Annotated in this window: 22 protein-coding genes; 8 read left to right on the top strand and 14 right to left on the bottom strand. The window is 66.5% G+C overall.

From position 1 onward, the window contains the following. Positions 1-3 precede the first annotated feature (3 nt). Complete coding sequence (locus tag ACT53M_RS07800) at positions 4-1,200, top strand: ABC transporter permease (protein WP_476232533.1); 1,197 nt, start codon at positions 4-6, stop codon at positions 1,198-1,200. Here ACT53M_RS07800 and ACT53M_RS07795 read toward each other — a convergent pair. Further along, a complete protein-coding gene (locus ACT53M_RS07795; RefSeq protein ID WP_476232532.1) occupies positions 1,169-1,783 on the bottom strand; it encodes a nucleotidyltransferase family protein in 615 nt (204 codons plus the stop codon). The two genes, ACT53M_RS07800 and ACT53M_RS07795, sit on opposite strands and share 32 nt — an antisense overlap. After that, positions 1,770-2,681, bottom strand: a complete 912-nt coding sequence (locus ACT53M_RS07790; protein WP_476232531.1) for an XdhC family protein — start codon at positions 2,679-2,681, stop codon at positions 1,770-1,772. The genes ACT53M_RS07795 and ACT53M_RS07790 overlap by 14 nt, the downstream gene beginning before the upstream one ends. A 78-nt stretch (positions 2,682-2,759) precedes the next feature. Between ACT53M_RS07790 and ACT53M_RS07785 the strand changes: the two genes are divergently transcribed. Both ACT53M_RS07785 and ACT53M_RS07780 read left to right on the top strand, forming a co-directional pair. Then, the gene (locus ACT53M_RS07785; protein ID WP_476233223.1) at positions 2,760-3,806 is read left to right on the top strand and encodes a glycerophosphodiester phosphodiesterase; all 1,047 of its coding nucleotides are present in this window, start codon (positions 2,760-2,762) and stop codon (positions 3,804-3,806) included. A gap of 10 nt (positions 3,807-3,816) precedes the next feature. Continuing rightward, positions 3,817-4,056, top strand: coding sequence for a hypothetical protein (locus tag ACT53M_RS07780; RefSeq protein ID WP_476232530.1), 240 nt, complete (start codon positions 3,817-3,819; stop codon positions 4,054-4,056). 14 nt (positions 4,057-4,070) lie between these two features. On the opposite strand, the gene ACT53M_RS07775 is transcribed toward ACT53M_RS07780, so the two are convergent. Continuing rightward, a complete protein-coding gene (locus ACT53M_RS07775) occupies positions 4,071-4,793 on the bottom strand; it encodes an alpha/beta hydrolase family protein (RefSeq protein ID WP_476232529.1) in 723 nt (240 codons plus the stop codon). 62 nt (positions 4,794-4,855) lie between these two features. Between ACT53M_RS07775 and phhA the strand changes: the two genes are divergently transcribed. After that, positions 4,856-5,737, top strand: a complete 882-nt coding sequence (gene phhA, locus ACT53M_RS07770) for a phenylalanine 4-monooxygenase (protein WP_476232527.1) — start codon at positions 4,856-4,858, stop codon at positions 5,735-5,737. Positions 5,738-5,750: 13 nt separating this feature from the next. Here the strand turns inward: phhA and ACT53M_RS07765 are convergent, their stop codons facing one another. From ACT53M_RS07765 to ACT53M_RS07730, 8 genes are all read right to left on the bottom strand, one after another. Beyond that, complete coding sequence (locus ACT53M_RS07765) at positions 5,751-6,692, bottom strand: 50S ribosomal protein L11 methyltransferase (RefSeq protein ID WP_476232525.1); 942 nt, start codon at positions 6,690-6,692, stop codon at positions 5,751-5,753. Then, positions 6,682-7,386: an SDR family NAD(P)-dependent oxidoreductase gene (locus ACT53M_RS07760; RefSeq protein WP_476232523.1), complete on the bottom strand. Its 705-nt coding sequence runs from the start codon at positions 7,384-7,386 to the stop codon at positions 6,682-6,684. The genes ACT53M_RS07765 and ACT53M_RS07760 overlap by 11 nt, the downstream gene beginning before the upstream one ends. A gap of 146 nt (positions 7,387-7,532) precedes the next feature. Next, positions 7,533-8,366 carry a 23S rRNA (adenine(2030)-N(6))-methyltransferase RlmJ gene (locus ACT53M_RS07755; protein WP_476232521.1) on the bottom strand — a complete coding sequence of 278 codons (834 nt, stop codon included), beginning with the start codon at positions 8,364-8,366 and terminating at the stop codon, positions 7,533-7,535. Positions 8,367-8,595: 229 nt separating this feature from the next. After that, positions 8,596-8,937 (bottom strand): UrcA family protein, encoded by a 342-nt coding sequence (locus tag ACT53M_RS07750; RefSeq protein ID WP_476232519.1) that lies wholly within the window; start codon positions 8,935-8,937, stop codon positions 8,596-8,598. 110 nt (positions 8,938-9,047) lie between these two features. Continuing rightward, positions 9,048-9,557 carry a hypothetical protein gene (locus tag ACT53M_RS07745; protein WP_476232517.1) on the bottom strand — a complete coding sequence of 170 codons (510 nt, stop codon included), beginning with the start codon at positions 9,555-9,557 and terminating at the stop codon, positions 9,048-9,050. 145 nt (positions 9,558-9,702) lie between these two features. Next, on the bottom strand, positions 9,703-10,347 hold the full coding sequence (locus ACT53M_RS07740; protein ID WP_476232516.1) for a hypothetical protein: 645 nt from the start codon (positions 10,345-10,347) through the stop codon (positions 9,703-9,705). After that, positions 10,344-10,646: a PadR family transcriptional regulator gene (locus tag ACT53M_RS07735; RefSeq protein WP_476232514.1), complete on the bottom strand. Its 303-nt coding sequence runs from the start codon at positions 10,644-10,646 to the stop codon at positions 10,344-10,346. The genes ACT53M_RS07740 and ACT53M_RS07735 overlap by 4 nt, the downstream gene beginning before the upstream one ends. 678 nt (positions 10,647-11,324) lie before the next feature. Continuing rightward, a complete protein-coding gene (locus tag ACT53M_RS07730; protein WP_476232513.1) occupies positions 11,325-11,894 on the bottom strand; it encodes a pseudouridine synthase in 570 nt (189 codons plus the stop codon). 138 nt (positions 11,895-12,032) lie between these two features. Here ACT53M_RS07730 and ACT53M_RS07725 point away from each other — a divergent pair, with 138 nt between their 5' ends. Beyond that, positions 12,033-12,776: a dienelactone hydrolase family protein gene (locus tag ACT53M_RS07725; RefSeq protein ID WP_476232512.1), complete on the top strand. Its 744-nt coding sequence runs from the start codon at positions 12,033-12,035 to the stop codon at positions 12,774-12,776. 2 nt (positions 12,777-12,778) lie between these two features. Here ACT53M_RS07725 and ACT53M_RS07720 read toward each other — a convergent pair whose 3' ends face one another. Continuing rightward, positions 12,779-14,134, bottom strand: a complete 1,356-nt coding sequence (locus ACT53M_RS07720; RefSeq protein WP_476232511.1) for a methyl-accepting chemotaxis protein — start codon at positions 14,132-14,134, stop codon at positions 12,779-12,781. A 9-nt stretch (positions 14,135-14,143) separates the two neighbouring features. Continuing rightward, entirely contained in the window at positions 14,144-15,469 is a 1,326-nt protein-coding gene (locus ACT53M_RS07715) for a methyl-accepting chemotaxis protein (protein ID WP_476228748.1), read from the bottom strand. A gap of 244 nt (positions 15,470-15,713) precedes the next feature. Here ACT53M_RS07715 and sdhC point away from each other — a divergent pair, with 244 nt between their 5' ends. The 3 genes from sdhC to sdhA are packed head-to-tail and all read left to right on the top strand — an operon-like array spanning position 15,714 to position 18,323. Continuing rightward, complete coding sequence (gene sdhC, locus ACT53M_RS07710) at positions 15,714-16,136, top strand: succinate dehydrogenase, cytochrome b556 subunit (protein WP_476232510.1); 423 nt, start codon at positions 15,714-15,716, stop codon at positions 16,134-16,136. Then, complete coding sequence (gene sdhD / locus ACT53M_RS07705) at positions 16,129-16,521, top strand: succinate dehydrogenase, hydrophobic membrane anchor protein (protein WP_476228652.1); 393 nt, start codon at positions 16,129-16,131, stop codon at positions 16,519-16,521. Before sdhC ends, sdhD begins: the two co-directional genes overlap by 8 nt. Next, positions 16,521-18,323 (top strand): succinate dehydrogenase flavoprotein subunit, encoded by a 1,803-nt coding sequence (gene sdhA, locus ACT53M_RS07700; RefSeq protein ID WP_476232508.1) that lies wholly within the window; start codon positions 16,521-16,523, stop codon positions 18,321-18,323. The genes sdhD and sdhA overlap by 1 nt, the downstream gene beginning before the upstream one ends. Positions 18,324-18,422: 99 nt before the next feature. On the opposite strand, the gene ACT53M_RS07695 is transcribed toward sdhA, so the two are convergent. Further along, complete coding sequence (locus ACT53M_RS07695) at positions 18,423-19,016, bottom strand: hypothetical protein (RefSeq protein WP_476232506.1); 594 nt, start codon at positions 19,014-19,016, stop codon at positions 18,423-18,425. Between the last annotated feature and the right edge of the window lie 137 nt (positions 19,017-19,153).

Here is a 19,153-nt window from a genome sequence, read left to right as displayed (position 1 = left end):
GCGATGCTGTTCACCACGCTGCTCCTGTCACTGCGCGAAATCCGACGGCATTTGTTGCGCTCGTTCCTGACGACGCTCGGCATCATTATCGGCGTCGCTGCAGTCATCACCATGGTCACGCTCGGCAACGGCGTTTCCGCTTCGGTGCAGCAGTCGATCAGCTCGCTGGGCAACAATACGCTGACCGTCTTCCCGAGCGGCGGGCGGCGCGGCGGCACCAACCCGCCGCAGTTTGAAAACGCCGATATCCTGGCGATCCGCCAGCAGGTGAGTGGCGTCAGCGCCGTCGCGCCCCAGGCATCGGCGTCGGCATTGGCGGTCCGCAACGCGCAGAACTGGACGGCCTCGATCACCGGCACCAGCAACGACTATTTCGACGCGCAGAATCTGGAATTCACCGGCGGCCGCCGCTTTACCGATGCCGAGCAGAGCGCCGGCAAATCGGTGTGCATCATCGGCGATAACATCCGCAGCAATCTCTTCGCCAATGAAGATCCGGTCGGCCAGCGATTCCGGCTGGGCACGGTAAGTTGTGAAGTGGTTGGCGTGCTCAAGAAGCGCGACAATGCCGGGTTCAACGACGTCAATTCCACCGTGGTGCTGCCGATGAAGACCGTGCAGCGCCGCTTCGTCGGCAACCAGAATGTGCTGGCGATTCAGGTGGCGGTGGCCAAGGGCTATGACACCGAGAGCGTGAAGAACGCGCTCGTCGGGCTGCTGCGCGAGCGCCGCCATCTCTCCCCCGGCCAGCCTGACAATTTCGACATTTTCGACAGCGCCCAGTTCGCCTCTACGATCCAGCAGCAGATGTCCCAGATGACGCTGTTCGTTGCGGCCATTGCCGCGGTCAGCCTGCTCGTCGGCGGCATCGGTATCATGAACATCATGCTGGTGTCGGTGACCGAGCGGACGCGCGAGATCGGCATCCGGCTGGCGATCGGCGCGCTCGGCAAGGAAGTGCTGCTGCAATTCCTGGTCGAGGCGATTGCGCTTTCCTGCCTTGGCGGGCTGGTCGGCGTCGGTCTGGCCTTTTTCGCTTCCTGGGGGCTGGCGACGCTGGCGCATCTGCCGTTCCAGTTCGATCTGTCGATCAACCTGCTGAGCTTTGCGATTTCGGCGCTGATCGGAATCGTGTTCGGTTTTTTTCCGGCCCGCCGCGCCGCCGCGCTCAATCCAATCGACGCATTGCGGCACGAATAGCTTCGCCCGCTTCGCGCGCGCGAAATGCCTCCAGGTCTTCGCGCGTGTCGATATCCACCAGTTCTTCCGGTCGGGTGACGACATGGCGGCCCCGGCGAATGAGTGTCCGCGCGCCGGCATCGCCTTCCAGCCCGCTCAGCGCAGCAAAGTGATCGCGCCCGAACAGAGCGGGCGGCATCGGCTGCACGCCGTCGCTGGAGGCAACCAGCGTGGAGGGGCCGGACGAGGCATCGAACAGGCGGTAGCATTGCGCCGCCGTTACGCGCGGCATGTCGGCAAGCGCGACCAGCACTGCCTGCGCGTCCACCGCCTCGGCCGCGGCAACACCATAGCGCAGCGACTGGGCCTGGCCGGATGCGGGATCGGGGTTCTCGATCACGCGAAAGCCGCGCGTGGAGAAATCGAGCGCCGTGTCCGACACCACGGCGATGCGGGCGAGAAACGGCATGTTCTCAAGTGCGGTGACGACATGGAAGGCAAGCGGCTGGCCGAGATAGAGCTCGGCCAGCTTGTCGCCGTCGACGAACCGCCGAGAGCGTCCGGCGGCGAGCAGCACGAGTGCGGTGGTTTCAGGCGTCAGCACGGAAACGCTGCACCATGGCGGCGGCGATCGAAAGGGCAATCTCTGCCGGACCGATTGCGCCGATGTTGAGGCCGGCAGGCCCTTCGATACGGCCAAGCTGTTCCGGCGCCACACCTGCGGCAGTCAGCCGCTCCAGCCGCGCCGCATGGCTGCGCCGCGACCCGAGTGCCGCGACATAGCCGGTCGGCGCCGCAAGCGCGGCAATCAGCGCCGCATCGTCGATCTTGGGGTCGTGGCTCAGCGTCACCAGCGCGGTCGCCGCGTCGGGCCGGAGCGCCGCAACCGCTTCGTCCGGCCAGCGATCGTCGAGCGCCACGCCCGGGAAGCGCTCGCTCGTCAGGAAGCGGCCGCGCGGGTCGATCACCGTAGTGGCGATGCCCAGCTCGCGCGCCAGCCCCGCCAGCGCCTGCGCGATCTGCACCGCGCCGACAATCAGCAGGCGCCGCGGCGGGGCATAGCGATGGATAAAGCCTTCGCCTCCCATGGTGCTGCGGCCGGTGGCCAGGTCGGTTCCCACCGTTAGCGACCGTCCCCCGGCCCGTGCGGCGCGGATCGCATCGAACAGGTCTGGCGGGAAACCTTCGTCGGATACCGGCTGCACCAGCACCGCGATCTTGCCGCCGCACGGCAGGCCGACTTCCCACGCCGCTGCGTCGGCAACGCCATATTCCTTCATGACCGCCGGGGCGCCGGCAATCACCTCTGCGGCAGTCTGCAAAATATCGGTTTCGACGCAGCCGCCGGAAACCGATCCTTCGAACCGCCCGTCTTCATGGACGAGCAAATGGCTGCCGCGCGGGCGCGGTGCCGAGCCCCAGGTCGACACCACGGTTGCCAGCGCCATGCGCGCGCCGCGCCAGGCATCGGCTGCCGCCAATATGCTGTCGTTGTCGGCCAATTGTCCCGCTCCCGTCACATCCGCGTCCTAACCGCTTAGCCAAAGGAGAGTTTCGTGACGAGATTGCTGTTGCTTGCGATGATGCTGATGGCGCCCGCCGCCGCGTTCGGGCAGGATCATCCGATGGAAAAGCCCATGCCCCGCATCATCGTCATCGGCCATCGCGGTGCCAGCGGCGAGCGGCCCGAACATACCTTGCTGTCCTACCAGCGCGCGATCGACAGCGGCGCCGACGTGATCGAGCCCGATCTGGTGCCCACCAAGGACGGCGCGCTCGTGGCCCGTCACGAAAACAACATCGCCGATACCACCGATGTCGCCGCGCATCCCGAATTCGCCAGCCGCAAGACGACCAAGACGATCGACGGCGAGGCGATCACCGGCTGGTTCACCGAGGATTTCACGCTGGCCGAGCTGAAGACGCTGCGGGCTAAGGAGCGGCTGCCCAAGATCCGCCCCGGCAACACCGCCTATGACGGCCAGGCGACCATCCCGACGCTGGACGAGATCATTGCGCTGGCGAAGAAGGAATCGGCGCGGTTGCACCGCACGATCGGCATCTATCCCGAAACCAAGCACCCCAGCTATTTCGCCTCGATCGGCCTGCCGCTCGAGGCCCGGCTGGTCGCGAAGCTGAAGGAAGCCGGCTGGGACAGCCCGGATGCGCCGGTGTTCATCCAGTCGTTCGAGGTGAACAACCTCAAGATGCTGAAAACGATGACGAAGGTGCGGCTGATCCAGCTCATGGCGGGCAGCGAGGGGCCGGCGGACCATGCCTATGCCAGCTACAAGGAAATGGCGACCCCGGAAGGGCTGAAGGCGATTGCCAGCTATGCCTATGGCATCGGGCCGGAGCTGACCCAGATCATCGCCACTGACGGCACGCCGAGCACGCTGGTCGCCGATGCCCATGCAGTGGGGCTGAAACTCCATCCCTGGACCTTCCGCGCCGAGAATTTCTTCCTGATGCCCGCCTATCGCACCGGCACCGATCCGGCGGCGCATGGCCGGCTCGCGGATGAAATCACCGCCTTTTTGAAGGCCGGGATCGACGGCTTCTTCACCGATTTCCCTTCCATCGGCGTGCCGGCACGGGATAGGTTCCTCGCCGCGTCCGGTCAGTAAGGCTTCTGTCATGCGCATCCCGTTCCCCGCCCTGTTGCTCGTGCCGCTGCTGGCGGGGGGATGCGTGGTGAAGACTGCGGCGAAAGTGGCGACCATGCCGGTCAAGGCCGGCGCAAAGGTCGTCGACTGGACGACGACCAGCCAGGACGAGGCCGATCGCAACCGCGGCCGGGCGATGCGCAAGCGTGAAAAGGAATGCCGCAAGCATCCGGAACGCTGCCAGCAAGAGGGCCAGCCCCAGCAGCAATAGCCGCGCGGGCGCGCTCAGGCGTCTTGCGCCAGCGCTTCTGCCACGGCGGCAAGCACCGCCGCGCGCATCTGCACCCACAGGTGGCTGCTGCGGACCTCCACCGCACGGCAGGCGCCGGTGCGGCAGTTGAGGCCGTTGACCAGCCCGTCGCTGCGGCTCCAGATCGCGGTGGCGGGCACCGGGAGCGGCGCGGCCGCTTCCTCCAGTTGCGCGAGCAGCGCAGGGTCATCTATGCGCTCGCCGCTCAGCCATTCGAACGGCCGCCACACATTGGTGGCATGGGGCGGACCGGCAAAGGGCGAGCTGATCGCGATGACGGCGCGCACCTGCTCCGGGTGCCGGTGCGCTGCCACCCGCGCCATGATTCCGCCCAGTGATATGCCGATCAGCGTCACGGGCTGGCCGCTGTCGCGATACAGCGCCTCGACCTGCGCCATCAGCCGTTCACCCTCTGCGCCGATCGTGCGCGCGCCCAGATTGCGGCCAAGGCCCCAGCCGGTCGCACGATAGCCCAGCCGGCGCAGATGCCGGCGCAGCACCGCATTGGCGCGATCATTGTTGAACAGGCCGGGCAGCACCATCACCGGCCGCCCGTCGCCGCGCGGACCCTCGCCCAGCGCGGTCCAGCGGCCGGCCAGTTCCGCCAGCCCCCAGGCCGCGCGGGGCGCCTCTGCCAGCATAGCCAGCCGGGGCGGCGGCACTGCGGCGGATTGGGGAACGGGCCAGCTCGGGGTCATCTTGCGCACACTCCGTAATCGCCGCCGTTTCGCCCTTCTGGCGCCCATGCTATGCCCTTGCCATGAACAAGGAAACCCATGTGCTGGACCGGCCGCCGGAGGGCGCGGCGCCGGACTGGACGATACCACAAGGCTGGTCCGCCTACACGCCCGAGGAACATGCCACCTGGGACCGGTTGTTCGAACGCCAGGCGAAGCTGCTGCCGGGCCGCGCTTCTGCCGCCTATCTGCGCGGGCTGGAGGCGCTGCGCCTGTCTGAGTCGGGGATTCCCGATTTCGAGGAACTCTCCGAAAGGCTGATGAAGCTCACCGGCTGGCGGGTGGTCGCGGTGCCGGGGCTGGTGCCCGACGATATCTTTTTCGACCATATGGCCAACCGCCGCTTCGTCGCGGGCAATTTCATCCGCCGGCCGGACCAGCTCGACTATATCCAGGAACCCGATGTGTTCCACGACGTGTTCGGCCATGTGCCGATGCTCGCCGATCCGGTGTTCGCCGATTATCTGGAGGCCTATGGTCGCGGCGGCATGCGCGCGCTGGAACTGGGCGGGCTGAAGCAGCTTGCCCGGCTCTACTGGTACACGGTGGAATTCGGTCTGGTCGAGGAAGCCGACGGGCTGCGCATCTATGGCGCCGGCATCGTCTCCAGCTCGGCCGAAAGCGTGTTCGCGCTGGAAAGCGACAGCCCCAATCGCATCGGCTTCGACATGAAGCGGGTGATGCGCACCGAATATCGGATCGACGATTTCCAGCAGAACTATTTCGTCATCCCCAGCTTCGACGAATTGCTGCGCCAGACGGTGGAGACCGACTTCGCGCCGCTCTATGCCGAAATCGTCCCTCAGCCGCCAATTCCGATCGCCGCGATCGAACCGGGCGACCGGGTGATTACCCACGGCACGCAGGAATATGCGCGCAGCCGCGGCGCGGCGGTGACGGGGTAGGCGACTACCCCCGTCAGATATCCAGCGCCCAGCCGTCGCGGCCCTTGGGGTCCGGCGGCGTCGTCGGCACATAGCGTTCGGCCCCCGCCGCCAGCCGCAGGATCGTCCAGTCGCCGCGGCGGTCGACCAGTTCCAGCGTGCAGCCGCAAGTCTCGAACGCGGCGACCACCTGCGGCCGCTGGGTTTCCAGCAGCCCGGCGAGCACGATCGTGGCGTTGGGTGCGGCAATCGCGGCCAGTTCCGGCGCCATCGACACGAGCGGTCCGGCAAGGATGTTGGCGATCACCAGATCATAGGGCGCCCGGGCGGTAATCGCATCGGAAAGCGCGCCGTCGGCAACGATCAGCTCGACGCCCCCAACCCCGTTCGCCTCTGCATTTTCGCGCGTCACGTCGACCGCGGCGGGGTCGATGTCCGTCGCCATGATCCGCGCGGTTGGCCACAGCCAGGCGGCGGCGAAGGCGAGCAGGCCGGTGCCGGTGCCGACATCGATCACATTGGCGAACTGCTTCTCCGCCATTCCGTCGAGCATCGCCAGACAGCCCGACGTCGTCGCATGATGCCCGGTGCCGAAGGCGCGGCCGGCATCGATCAGGAAGGCACGGCCGCCCTCCGGCGCCTCGGCAGGATGCGCGCTGGTATGGACGACGAAGCGCCCCTCGCGGATCGGCTCCAGCCCTTCCTGGCTCAGCGTCACCCAGTCCTGCGCGGTCAATGCCTCGACTTCGGGCGCCACGCCCGCCGCGCTCGGCACCAGCGCCTTGATCGCCGCGAGCATCGCCGCATCGGGCTCCTGCTCCAGATAGGCGTCGAGCCGCCAATGCTCGACATCGTCCTCGACCGTCTCGGTGGTCATCAGCACCGCGTCGATTTCGATCATGCCGGCGTCGATCGCCTCGGCCTCGGCGCGGGTGCAGGGCAGGCTGACCTTCCAGCTATCGATTTCAGCGGACATAGCTGGCTCCATTGGCGTCGAGGACCGCGCCGGTCATCGAGGGCGGCGCATCGAGCGCGCAGAACTTGGCGATGACGGCAATTTCCTCCGGGCTCGCGACGCGACCCAGCGGAATGTCCGCCAGCAGCCTGTCGCCGCCGCGGCTCGCCAGATAGTCCTCGGCCATGCCGGTCATGGTGAAGCCGGGGCAGATGGCGAAGGCAAGGATGCCCTCGGCAGCATAGCCGCGCGCGATCGACTTGGTCATGCCCACCATGCCCGCCTTGGAGGCGGCATAATGCCAATGCGCCGGGCTGTCGCCGCGATAGGCGGCGCGGCTGGCGACGTTGACGATGCGGCCGCCGTTCCCCCGTTCCTGCCAGTGGCGCACGGCGAGCCGGCAGAGTTCGGCCGAGGCGGTGAGATTGACGCGCATCGTGCGCTCCCAGCCTTCGACCCAGTCGTCATGGGCGGCATCGAGCGGGTTCGCCTCGAAGATGCCGGCATTGTTGATCAGTACGTCGATCCGGCCGTCGAGCGCCTCGAGCGCCTGCTGCCAGAGCTGCTGCGGGGCGGCGGGATCGGTGAAGTCGGCCGCGATACCGCTCCGCGTGCCCTGGCCGACGAGCTTCACGCGCGGATCGTCACCGAGCAGCGCCGCCGTCGCGGCGCCGATGCCCCGGCTGCTGCCGGTGAGGAGGATATGGGTGGTCATGGCGCTTGCCCTAGCGCGGGCGGCCCTGCGCGTCACCCCGGCGGGTGGGGCATTTCGCGCCCCTCCCCGCATAGGAGGCCGGAGGTGGGTGCGCGCGTCTGCTTACGCCGGAGACTCTGACTATTCGCCCGGAACCATGCGCATGTTCACGCGGCCAGCCAGTCCGCGGTGATCGTGCCCCGATGCCCTTCCGGCGCCAGCGCGGCGCGCAGCGCTTCCAGCAGCGGCGGCAGCGCCTGGGTGAAGGCATAGGGCGGATTGACGATGAACAGGCCCGCGCCGTTATAGATGCCGGGCTGGTCGGCGTCGTACAGCCAATGCTCGACGGACAGGAATTTCGGGATGCCGAGCCTGCGCAGCTTGCCCTTCCATTGCTGGTGCGTCGCGCGGTCCTTCAGCGGATACCAGATCACCGTCACGCCATGCGCCCATTTGCGGTGCGCGGCGGCGAGGGTGGCGGTGATGCGTTCGCGCTCGTCGGTCTGTTCGTACGGCGGATCGACCACCACCACGCCGCGCGGCGTTCGGGTGGGGAGCAGCGCCAGCCACAGCTCATAGGCATCGCGTTCATGCACCGCCGCCGGCGTGCCGCGCATCGCGCCGCGCAGGGCACGGGCGTCCTCGGGATGCTTTTCGTTGAGGATCAGCGCATCCTGCGGCCGCAGCAGCTGCGCCAGAAACTGCGGCGAGCCGGGATAGAACCGCGGCTCCTCCGCCCCGTCATTCACCGCCCGCACGGCGGCGCGATAATCGTCCAGCAAGGGGTTCGTGTCGGCAAAGGCGCGAACCACGCCCTGCGCGGCCTCACCGGTGCGCTGCGCCTGCTCGCCGCCAAGGTCATAGAGCCCGCAGCCGGCATGGGTGTCGATCAGGGTGAGTGCCCCCGGCTTCTGCTGCAAGGCGCGGACAAGCGCGATCAGCAGGCTGTGCTTCACGACATCGGCGCTGTTGCCGGCATGGAAGGAATGGCGATAGTTCATGGAAATCCGGAAACCCTGCCGATGTGCCTTTGTACGCGCCACTGCGCGATGGAGCCGCTCGCGAGACGATGGAAGCAACCGCTCTCGCGCTCCTGGGCGCTTTGCGGGAGCCGTCAAAGTCCCTCTGCGCGACGCCTCAAATCAGCTTTCGCGGCCGGCGGCAACCGGCAGCAGGGTCCGGGGTGATCCGTAATTCGCCAGCCGCTCCCCATATACCTGCCAAACCGCGTCATCGGTTCCCGCCGGGCGATCGCTCTCGGACACCGGTACGGTAAGCATGCCGGATCGCGACGGGCATTTGCCTGGACAGCAGGGTGGCTGCGGCTTCGGGACAAAGCCGCTCGCTTGCCAGGCGCACATCGAAAATGGCCTCCGGATCCATCGGGTCGTAGGCTCGGCAAAAGCTGTGTGCGGCGCTCTCTACACGCTGCACGAGAGCCGCTCGACCGAAGGGCGTTTCGAGGCGAAGATCGCCGTACGCCACGGCCATTTGCGGTGACAACGGAACAGCAGGTTTGCTGAGGGCGCAACTCGGCAGTAGCGCGGCGCATAGGAGCACCAACAACTTCATGGTCTTTCTCCGTGATCGATATCGCGGCAGTCGCGCTTGGGCGACTGCCAACACTCAAAGAGGTCGGTTGCGTACCGCTTGCTTCACGTGCCCGCGGGCACAGTTCGCTTTCATCGCAGGCGCCTGAAATGGAAGTTCCGAACGAAGGGCGCTCCGGCCGGGCTCATCCCCGCCGCAGATTCCGTCATCTCGCTGCCGTCCGTCGAGATTACATAGACGCGGACGGAACCGAGTACCTTGTTCTTTGAGAGGTTCATGACGAGTATGTTGGGCGCAGGCAGGATGATTGCTGCGCTATCAGCCTCCGAATTGTCCTGTTCGCTGGGCGCAGCCGATCCGTCGCGCGCGTATCGCACTGCCATGTGCCGCACGCTGCCGTCCTGCGCGGTGATGTCGACGGTCGTTCGCCACTGTCCGGCGCCTACATCCTCGAAGTTGAAGAGGACGCGCTTGGGCGGCGGACCATAGCTGTCCGGCATTCTACCAAGGTCGAGTTCCCATGTACCGAGGAATGGCGAGCGCTCCGTATTCCCTGGCTGAGCAACAGCCGGTGCGCTGGCCAAGAGGGCAATGGCACCGGTCGCGCAGCACAGAACGGAACGCCAGAGTGCGGTTCGCATGCATCTTCTCCTTCGTCCCCCGCGGTTGCAGCGGGGCTTATCGCGACCATCGTGTCGCTTTACGGCACCGCGCACGGCCATGCGGCCTCACGCTCCGGGGCGGTGCACCCGAAGATTGGTTCAGCGCAGTCGATGTACGATGCGCTTAGCGCACCAGCCGATGCTCGCGGACGGGCGTGAGCTGCGCGTGCCATTGCGCCACGAGGGCGATCGTCAAAAGCTCGATCACGAGCACGGCGCCTTGCAATAGTGCCTGGCGGCCATCGATGAACAACACGCCCATAAACAGCACGAGGGTCGCCGATGCAGAGAGGCTGAGGCTGCCCCAGCGAAGCGCCGCCCTCCAGTTCCGGTCCAGCACAACCCACGCAATTCGTATATGCCCCAGACCGATCAGTAGCTGCAGCAATGCCAGGGAGGGGACGGCTGCCTGGTAGACGCCGCGCAGTCGGCTTTCCTGCACGCTGCCGTCGATCACGGCCCCGCCCAATCCATGATGCCCCGGGTACAGATAGGGCAGGTCGAACAGCGCGCACCCGATCTGCAACGCTGCGACTGGCAGCATCACCCCAAGGACCAGTGCATAGCTGGTAAGGACGAACCTGCCCTCTTCGGCAGTCAGCATGCTGCGCCCTGCGGCGAGTAGGCAACCAAAGGCGAACTGCAACGGCGCACCTTCCGCAACGGCGGTTTCCAGTTCCGCCTCCATCGCCCTTGCCCAGTCGCGATTACGCTCCCCGAAAAGGGCGGCAGCGAAGCGCAACATGATGCGCGCGAACAACACCTTCATGCCAAGGCTCCTTGCAATGGTGGTTGCGGCGCGTTGCCTGCAAGCTCGAGAGCTAGCGCAGCACCTGCCGATGTCAGGCGATAGGCATGTCGTGCCGGCCGCCCTGGTTGCTCCGGCTCACGCCATTCTGCCTCAACGAGTTCCTGCTCCGTCATGCGCATCAGCAGCGGATAGAGCGTCCCCGACAGGAGGCCCGTGGCCTTCATCAGATCATAGCCATGCCGCCATTCATCGCGCGACTCCAGAAGGGCGCGGAGAAGGAGGCGCATCTGCTTGGAGGGTTGCCGCTTACGAACCATGCATCTTAAACAACATATGTAGATTTAAGAGTCAAGGGCTCTGGCGGTTCCCGCTGTGGATCAGTCGCTCCCGATATACGCTACCTGGCAGACCGGCCGGCCCCGGCGTGAGCGGACAATCTATGTCGCAATCGGAAGGGCGTATGTTGGTCGGGCGGTGCGCAAGGCGAACCGGCTCAACGGCAGTCGTGCCCATTTCTTCTCCGAAAGCGGTCATGCCCGGCTTCCCACCCAGCTCCTGACCCTCGCGGCGTTACCTTCGTGGAGGCGAAGGCTTGCGATGTTGCAAATGTTCCCTATATGTTTCGGCGCTGCTGGCCTTGGCAGTCGCTCTTTGATTACGTTCAATATGCACGCGCGCATCACGAGGGACGCGCGGTGCGGTTGTGCCCGATGTTCTTGCGGACAACGCGCACCGCATCGTCGTGGGCCTAAACTTCCTAAACTTCGCATCCGCGTGCAGGCCCGTCGCGATCCCTGCCGAAACGCGCGCATGCCTAAACTTCCTAAACTTTGCTCGGTGGTCGCGACCCGGCGCGGCGGGTCTCCACCAGTCGTCACCCCAGCGAAAGCCGGGGTCTCTGCGGGCTGGGCGACAACGGAACAGCTTTACTGCCGGAGATGCCAGATTACGCCGGCATGACGCTGGGCACAGGTCTCCATCCATGCAGCCTGCTATTATGCGTTCCCGCCCTGGCCCCGGCTGGAGGCCTCCAAAAACTGGCCCGGTGCGATCCCCGCCACCGACCAGTCGCCGATCGACCAGCGGACCAGCCGCAGGGTCGGCAGGCCCACCGCCGCCGTCATCCGGCGTACCTGCCGGTTGCGCCCTTCGCGGATGGTGATCTTCAGCCAGCTGTCGGGGATGGACTTGCGTGCACGGATCGGCGGGTCGCGTTGCCACAGGTCCGGCGGGTCGATGCGGGCGACTTCGGCGGGCAGGGTCATGCCGTCCTTGAGCAGCACGCCCTTTCGCAGGGGCGCCAGTTCGGCCTCCTGCGGATCGCCCTCGACCTGCACCAGATAGGTCTTGGGCATCTTGAAGCGCGGATCGGCGATGCGCGCCTGCAGCCGTCCGTCATCGCACAGCAGCAACAGCCCCTCGCTGTCCCGGTCGAGCCGTCCGGCGGGATAGACGCCCTTCACGGCAATGAAGTCCGACAGTGTCGACCGCAGGGTCGGCGATCCGCGGTCGGTGAATTGCGACAGGACCCCATAGGGTTTGTTGAACAGGAGCAGCCGGGCCATGCTGCGCGCATAGCGCCCGGTTGCGGCCCTGTCTTCCGGCGCAGGCCGCCGCCGGCGGGGTTTGCCCTTTCCCACCGTCCCCGATTGGGGGTACGGCGCGTCGGACGGATGCCCCCTCCGGCACCCGAAGGAGCTCCCATGATCTTGCGCAGCGACGAAACCACCGATGTTCCCGTTCCCGGCAGCGGGGCGATGCGGATTCACTGGTTTCGTCCGGCAGTGGAGGGCACTTTCCCCGGCGTGCTGCTCTTCTCCGAAATCTATCAGGTCACCGCGCCCATTTGCCGGCTGGCGGCAATGCTGGCCGGGAATGGCCATGTCGTGGCGGTGCCCGAAGTCTATCATGAATATGAGCCCGCCGGCACGGTACTTGCCTATGACCCCGCCGGTACCGATCGTGGCAACGCGCTGAAATTCACCAAGCCCGTCGCCGCGTTCGATGCCGATGCCGAGGCTGCGCTGACGGCACTCGCCGCGCATCCGGTGTGCAACGGCCGGCTGGCGAGCTTTGGCGTGTGTCTGGGCGGGCACCTCGCCTATCGCGCCGCGTTCGATCCGCGCGTGGCAGCGGCGGCGTGCTTCTACCCGACCGACATCCACTCGGGCACGCTGGGCGAGGGCAAGTCCGACGACAGCCTAGCCCGGATGAGTGACCTGAAGGCGGAGATGCTGTTCGTCTGGGGGCGGCAGGATCCGCACATTCCCTTTGCCGGGCGCGAGGCGATCCGCGCCGGGCTGGAGGCGCATGGCGTGCCCTATGAATGGCACGAGCTGAACGCGCAGCACGCCTTTCTGCGCGACGAAGGACCTCGCTACGACCCTGCGCTGTTCCTGCAGTCGATGGCGCTCACGCTGGATTTCTACCGGCGCGTGCTGGGATAGGATCAGGCAGCGACCGAGCTGGAAAAGCTCTCCGCCGCAGCCCGCAACTCGCTCAGCCGGTCGTCCACCTCGGCGACATCGTGCTGCAGCGTGTCGATTTCGCTGGTGACACTCTTGGTATCCTCGCGGATCGCGCCGATGGTCGCGGACATGGAATCCGCCGCGAGCGCGGTTTCGTCCACGGCGGCAGTGATCGCGGTGACGGTCTGCGCCTGCACTTCCATCGCGGTGCGGATGCGGTTGGCGCTTTCCTGTACTTCGGCGACGGTCGAGCGGATCGAGGCGTTGGTTTCCACCGTCGAGCGCGTGGCCGACTGGATCGCGGCGATCTTGGCGGCGATGTCGTCGGTGGCGCGGGCAGTCTGGTTGGCGAGGCTCTTCACTTCCTGCGCGACCACCGCAAAGCCGCGTCCGGCGTCCCCCGCACGGGCCGCTTCGATCGTGGCGTTCAGCGCGAGCAGGTTGGTCTGGCCGGCAATGTCGCGGATCAGCCCCAGGATCGATTCGATCGACTTGGCGTGATCGGACAGCATCTCGCTCATTCCGACGGCTTCGCTTGCCTGGCCCGAGGCGCGCGTGGCGATGGTCGCGGCGGCTTCGACTTCGCTGCGGGCATCCTCGATCGCGCGGATCAGCCCGGCGGCAGTCATCGCCGCCTCGCGCATCGCCACCGCCGATTGCTCGGCCGCTGCCGCCACTTCGCTTGCCTTGCCCAGCATGCCGCGGGCGGAACTGGACGCGCCCTGCGCCTGCACGCGAATGCGGGTGCCGAGTGTTGTGGCGCCTTCGATCGACTCGGCGATGCTCGCGCGGAAGCGCTGCGAGCGATCGCGCCGCTCCTGCTCGATTGATTCGGCATCGCGCGCGCCCAGTGCGCCCGCCATCAGGTCGATTTCCGCCATGCCCAGCCGCTGAACGATGTCGGCAAGCCGGCATAGCCGCGCGGCATCTTCGGCCAGCTTGGTGCGCAGCACTGCCAGCGTCTCGCTATGGGCGAAGGCGAAATAGGAAATCATGGCCGGCAGCGTCACGCCATGACCATGGATGCGCGCGGCATAATCGCAGACTGCCGAAACCCAGGCTTCGCTGAACGGCTGTTCGACCTTCAGCCGGTCATAATGCGCGCCATCCTGGACATGGGTTTCGCTTGCCACCGCGTCGCGAAAGCCGGCGGGCAGGTCCATGCCGAGCAGATGCTGCTGCGCGCGCCGCGCAATTGCCTCGTGCGCATCGTCCAGCAGCGTCGCGAGTTCGGCGCATCCCGCCAGCAATTGCCCGTCCCAGTCATAATCGCGGCGATGCGATTCGACCGAGCGGCCGCCGCCGCTCCACTGTCCGGGATCACGCTTGGCGAGCATTCTACCTCCTCAGGCCGCAACCTTGGCGACGAAATCCCCGGCGCGCCCCTTCAGCGAACCCAGTTCGCCGTCGAGTGCGACAAAGCCCTGGCCGACGCGGTCGATTTCGCTGGCCACGGCTTCGGTATCCTCGCGGATCGCGCCGATGGTGGCGGACATCGAGTCCGCCGCGAGCGCCGTTTCGTCGACGGCGGCGGTGATCGCGGTGACGGTCTGCGCCTGCACTTCCATCGCGGTGCGGATGCGGTTGGCGCTTTCCTGTACTTCGGCGACGGTCGAGCGGATCGAGGCGTTGGTTTCCACCGTCGAGCGCGTGGCCGACTGGATCGCGGCGATCTTGGCGGCGATGTCGTCGGTGGCGCGGGCAGTCTGGTTGGCGAGGCTCTTCACTTCCTGCGCGACCACCGCAAAGCCGCGTCCGGCGTCCCCCGCACGGGCCGCTTCGATCGTGGCGTTCAGCGCGAGCAGGTTGGTCTGGCCGGCAATGTCGCGGATCAGCCCCAGGATCGATTCGATCGACTTGGCGTGATCGGACAGCATCTCGCTCATTCCGACGGCTTCGCTTGCCTGGCCCGAGGCGCGCGTGGCGATGGTCGCGGCGGCTTCGACTTCGCTGCGGGCATCCTCGATCGCGCGGATCAGCCCGGCGGCAGTCATCGCCGCTTCGCGCATCGCCACGGCCGATTGCTCGGCCGCTGCCGCCACTTCGCTCGCCTTGCCCAGCATGCCGCGGGCGGACGCCGAGGTGTGCGCCGCCTGTTCGCGCAACTGCCCGCCCTCGCGCGAGGCGCGTTCGACCGTCGCGCCGATCGAGTCGCGGAATTCCAGTGCGAGCCGGTCGCGCGCCACTTGCGCGGCATGTTCGCGATACATGTTGTAGAGTTCGACCGTGATGTCGCCTTCCAGCGCCGACAGCCGCATCAGCGTGTCGATCAGCGATGGCAGGCGAGAATCTTCGGCGCCCACGCGCCGCATCAGCGCCTGCAGGGCCTCGCGGTCGCTGGCGCTGATCATCGACAGCAGCGCCATCGGCGGGACCTTCGCTTCATAGGCGGCCGCCACCGAACGCTCGATCGATTCGACCCAGGCATGGCCGGTGGTGTCGAGGAAACGGTTGCGCAGGAACACCACGCCGATGTCGATCATCTTGGCGGTGTCGCCGGGCGCCCAGTCGCGCTGATCGGCGAAGCAGCGCAGCCATTGCTGCCAATAGGCGCCTGAAATCGCATGGGCTTCAGGCTCCAGGATTTCCCAGCAGGCGCGACTCGACTGCAACAGCGAGCCTTCGAAATCGAAAATCCGCAGGCGCGTACGCACATCGATCCGCGCGCTCATCGTGCCCGAAGCGGCCAGGGACTGGATGGATGCCGAGTTGCTCACGAAATGCTCTTCCCCAACTGCGGCGCGAACGCACGGCCGCATCGGGCGAAAGCTATGCCGCCGGATTGGTTAAGGCGGAGTTAGGACCATGTGGCTCGCCCCGAACAGGCGGTCTCGATCGGTGCACCAATGGGCAATGGTCTTGCATCCTCGCCTCGCACGATTAAGGAAGCCCGCGTCGACCCGAAAGGAAAACACGTTGGCCAACGTCCGCAACGAAGCGCGACCGCTGTCGCCGCATCTCGGCATCTACAAGTGGGGACCGCATATGGCGGTCTCGATCATCCACCGCGCCACCGGCTCCGGCATGGCGACGGTCGGCACCGCGCTGTTCGTGTGGTGGCTGGTCGCCCTGGCCTATGGGCCGGATGCCTATGCGTGCTTCCTGAGCGTGTTCACGCTGAAGAGCGGCGGGCTCAACATCCTCGGCTATGTCTTCGGGATCGGCCTGAGCTTCGCCTTCTTCCAGCACATGGCCTCGGGCGTGCGCCACCTGTTCCTCGATGCCGGCGCGAATTTCGAGCTGCGCGCGAACAAGATGAGCGCGCTCGCCACCTTCGCCGTCAGCATCCTCGCCACCGCGATCTTCTGGGTCGTGCTTCTGGAGAAGGCCCATGGGTAACGGAACCCGGCTCGGTCGCGTCCGCGGCCTCGGCGCTGCGCATGAAGGCGCCAGCGAATGGTGGAAGCACAAGGTTTCCGCCGGATCGAACCTGCTGCTGGTGCTGTGGCTGATCGTCTCGATCGCGCTGCTGCCGGCCTATGACTATGCGACCGTCGCCGGCTGGATCGCCCAGCCGCTGGTCGCCGTGCCGCTGATCCTGCTGGTGCTCAGCGTCACCTTCCACTTCCGTCACGGCCTGCAGGTCGTGATCGAGGATTATCAGCACGGCGAAAGCCGTTTCGTGCTGCTGGTCCTGCTCGACTATTTCACGATCACCGTTCGCGTGCTCGCGATCTTCGCCATCCTGAAGATCGCCTTCACCACCACCGGAGTGGCTGCCTGATGTCCGCCGCCTACAAGATCATCGATCACACCTATGATGCCGTCATTGTCGGCGCCGGCGGCTCGGGCCTCCGCGCGACGATGGAAGTGGCGCAGTCCGGCCTGAAGACCGCCTGCATCACCAAGGTGTTCCCCACCCGCAGCCATACGGTTGCCGCGCAGGGCGGCATTGCCGCCAGCCTGGGCAATATGGGTCCGGACCACTGGACCTGGCACATGTACGACACCGTCAAGGGCTCCGACTGGCTCGGCGACCAGGACGCGATCGAGTATCTCACCCGCGAGGCCCCGGCCGCCGTGTACGAGCTCGAACATGCCGGCATGCCGTTCAGCCGCACCGACGAGGGCAAGATCTATCAGCGCCCGTTCGGCGGCATGATGCAGAATATGGGCGCCGGCCCGCCCGCACAGCGCACCTGCGCCGCGGCAGACCGTACCGGCCATGCGATGCTGCACACGCTGTATCAGCAGAGCCTGAAGTACGACGCGGACTTCTTCATCGAATATTTCGCGCTAGACCTGATCATGGAAGACGGCGCGTGCCGCGGCGTGATCGCGCTGTGCATGGAAGACGGCTCGATCCACCGCTTCCGCAGCCATGCGGTGGTGCTGGCGACCGGCGGCTATGGCCGCGTCTATCAGTCCGCCACCTCGGCGCACACCTGCACCGGCGACGGCAATGCGATGGTGCTGCGCGCCGGCCTGCCGCTGCAGGACATGGAATTCGTGCAGTTCCACCCGACCGGCATCTATGGCGCCGGCGTGCTCATCACCGAAGGTGCGCGCGGCGAGGGCGGATACCTGACCAACTCCGAGGGTGAGCGCTTCATGGAGCGCTATGCCCCGTCGGCCAAGGATCTCGCCAGCCGCGACGTCGTCTCGCGCTCGATGGCGATGGAGATTCGCGAAGGCCGCGGCGTGGGCAAGGAGAAGGACCATATCTACCTTCACCTGAACCATATCGACCCGAAGATCCTGGCCGAGCGCCTGCCCGGCATCACCGAGACCGGCAAGATCTTCGCCGGTGTCGATCTGACCCGTCAGCCGCTGCCGGTGGTGCCGACCGTCCACTACAACATGGGCGGCATCCCGACCAATTATCACGGCGAAGTCGTCCATCTGAAGGACGGCAACCCGGATGCGGTGGTACCCGGCCTGTTCGCGGTGGGCGAGGCAGCCTGCGTGTCGGTCCACGGCGCCAACCGCCTCGGCTCCAACTCGCTGATCGACCTCGTTGTGTTCGGCCGTGCCACCGGCAAGCGGATCGTCGACATCATCAAGCCGAACACGGCGCATCATCCGCTGCCCAAGGGCTCGGAAGACATGGCGCTGGGCCGGCTCGACTATTTCCGTAACGCCAATGGCGGCACCCGCACCGCACAGATCCGCGCCGACATGCAGAAGACGATGCAGCGCCACTGCGCCGTGTTCCGCACCGAGGAGCTGATGGCCGAAGGCATCGCGCATATGGAGCAGGTCTATGCCGGCTTCCAGGACGTGCATGTCAGCGACCGTTCGCTGATCTGGAATACCGATCTGGTCGAGACGCTCGAGCTGGACAACCTGCTCGGCCAGGCGATGGTGACGATCCGCAGCGCGATCAACCGCAAGGAAAGCCGCGGTGCGCACATGCACGAGGATCACCCCGAGCGCGACGACGCCAACTGGATGAAGCACACCATTGCGACGTTCGATGGCTGGGGCGGCAAGGGCGGCAAGACCGACATCGATTATCGTCCGGTCCACGACTACACGCTGACCGACGAGATCGAGTATATCGCGCCGAAGAAGCGCGTGTACTGATCCCGCTGCGAAGCAGGTAAAAGCAAAAAGGCCGGAGCGCACTGCTCCGGCCTTTTTCTTTGGTCGTATTGTGCAGCGGCGCGGTGCTCCGCTGTCGGATCAGAGCTTGCCGAACACCGCCTCATAACCGGCCTGGTCGCCTGCGGCGAGGAAGCGGGCCTGTTCCACCCAGCGGTCGCGCGTCATGCGGCCCTGAAAATTGCCGAGCTGCGCGTCGAGTGCGGCTGCCTGATCCGTATCGAGTGCGGCCAGTTGGGCGAAGCGGGTGATGCCCAGCTCGCCCAGCCGCGCGGCCAGCTTCGGGCCTACGCCCTTCAGCCGGGTGAGGTCATCGCTGCCCGTCTGCGCGGCAGGCGCCGGGGCGGCATTGGTGTCGGCGGCCAGCGAGGCCGGACTTGCCGCCAGCGGTGCGGCGGCCGCGATCGGTTCGTCGGCAAGCGGCTCGACGACGGTGGGGGGCGGGGCGACGGGTTCGGCCACCGGGACAGGGGCGGTCGAGGCTGCGGTCAGTTCGCCGCGTTCGGCCAGCTCGGCGCGGGCGTGCCGGCGGCGGATCGCCAGCCGCGTGCCCCAGATCAGCACCAGCAGCGCGGCCACCATGCCGATCGCGATCAGCACGAAGGAAATCGTGATCCAGCCTGTGTCGGTGGTGGCTGCCACGGCGCCATAGCCCTGGCTCGTCTGGTCGTTCATGCGTACCGCTCCGGAAGTCCTGTGCCCGTTTTGCCTGCATAGCGCGCCGCCACGCTGCGTCCAGCCATACGCAGTCGCTATTCGCCAGGGCGAGGTTGGTATATGGCCGCTGGTGGTTCGCCGCACTGTGGCGTTCA

Source organism: Sphingomonas sp. DMC6 (genome assembly GCF_056314225.1).
Note: the sequence above shows the minus strand (reverse complement) of the source record. Positions and strands in the feature narration are given on the sequence as shown.

Bases quoted from the DNA above. Each gene is read 5' to 3' on its own strand.
- ACT53M_RS07800 (WP_476232533.1), top strand. From the start codon at position 4: ATGCTGTTCACCACGCTGCTCCTGTCACTGCGCGAAATCCGACGGCAT.
- ACT53M_RS07785 (WP_476233223.1), top strand. From the start codon at position 2,760: ATGATGCTGATGGCGCCCGCCGCCGCGTTCGGGCAGGATCATCCGATG.
- ACT53M_RS07780 (WP_476232530.1), top strand. From the start codon at position 3,817: ATGCGCATCCCGTTCCCCGCCCTGTTGCTCGTGCCGCTGCTGGCGGGG.
- ACT53M_RS07775 (WP_476232529.1), bottom strand. From the start codon at position 4,793: ATGACCCCGAGCTGGCCCGTTCCCCAATCCGCCGCAGTGCCGCCGCCC.
- phhA (WP_476232527.1), top strand. From the start codon at position 4,856: ATGAACAAGGAAACCCATGTGCTGGACCGGCCGCCGGAGGGCGCGGCG.
- ACT53M_RS07765 (WP_476232525.1), bottom strand. From the start codon at position 6,692: ATGTCCGCTGAAATCGATAGCTGGAAGGTCAGCCTGCCCTGCACCCGC.
- ACT53M_RS07760 (WP_476232523.1), bottom strand. From the start codon at position 7,386: ATGACCACCCATATCCTCCTCACCGGCAGCAGCCGGGGCATCGGCGCC.
- ACT53M_RS07755 (WP_476232521.1), bottom strand. From the start codon at position 8,366: ATGAACTATCGCCATTCCTTCCATGCCGGCAACAGCGCCGATGTCGTG.
- ACT53M_RS07750 (WP_476232519.1), bottom strand. From the start codon at position 8,937: ATGAAGTTGTTGGTGCTCCTATGCGCCGCGCTACTGCCGAGTTGCGCC.
- ACT53M_RS07745 (WP_476232517.1), bottom strand. From the start codon at position 9,557: ATGCGAACCGCACTCTGGCGTTCCGTTCTGTGCTGCGCGACCGGTGCC.
- ACT53M_RS07740 (WP_476232516.1), bottom strand. From the start codon at position 10,347: ATGAAGGTGTTGTTCGCGCGCATCATGTTGCGCTTCGCTGCCGCCCTT.
- ACT53M_RS07735 (WP_476232514.1), bottom strand. From the start codon at position 10,646: ATGGTTCGTAAGCGGCAACCCTCCAAGCAGATGCGCCTCCTTCTCCGC.
- ACT53M_RS07730 (WP_476232513.1), bottom strand. From the start codon at position 11,894: ATGGCCCGGCTGCTCCTGTTCAACAAACCCTATGGGGTCCTGTCGCAA.
- ACT53M_RS07725 (WP_476232512.1), top strand. From the start codon at position 12,033: ATGATCTTGCGCAGCGACGAAACCACCGATGTTCCCGTTCCCGGCAGC.
- ACT53M_RS07720 (WP_476232511.1), bottom strand. From the start codon at position 14,134: ATGCTCGCCAAGCGTGATCCCGGACAGTGGAGCGGCGGCGGCCGCTCG.
- ACT53M_RS07715 (WP_476228748.1), bottom strand. From the start codon at position 15,469: ATGAGCGCGCGGATCGATGTGCGTACGCGCCTGCGGATTTTCGATTTC.
- sdhD (WP_476228652.1), top strand. From the start codon at position 16,129: ATGGGTAACGGAACCCGGCTCGGTCGCGTCCGCGGCCTCGGCGCTGCG.
- sdhA (WP_476232508.1), top strand. From the start codon at position 16,521: ATGTCCGCCGCCTACAAGATCATCGATCACACCTATGATGCCGTCATT.
- ACT53M_RS07695 (WP_476232506.1), bottom strand. From the start codon at position 19,016: ATGAACGACCAGACGAGCCAGGGCTATGGCGCCGTGGCAGCCACCACC.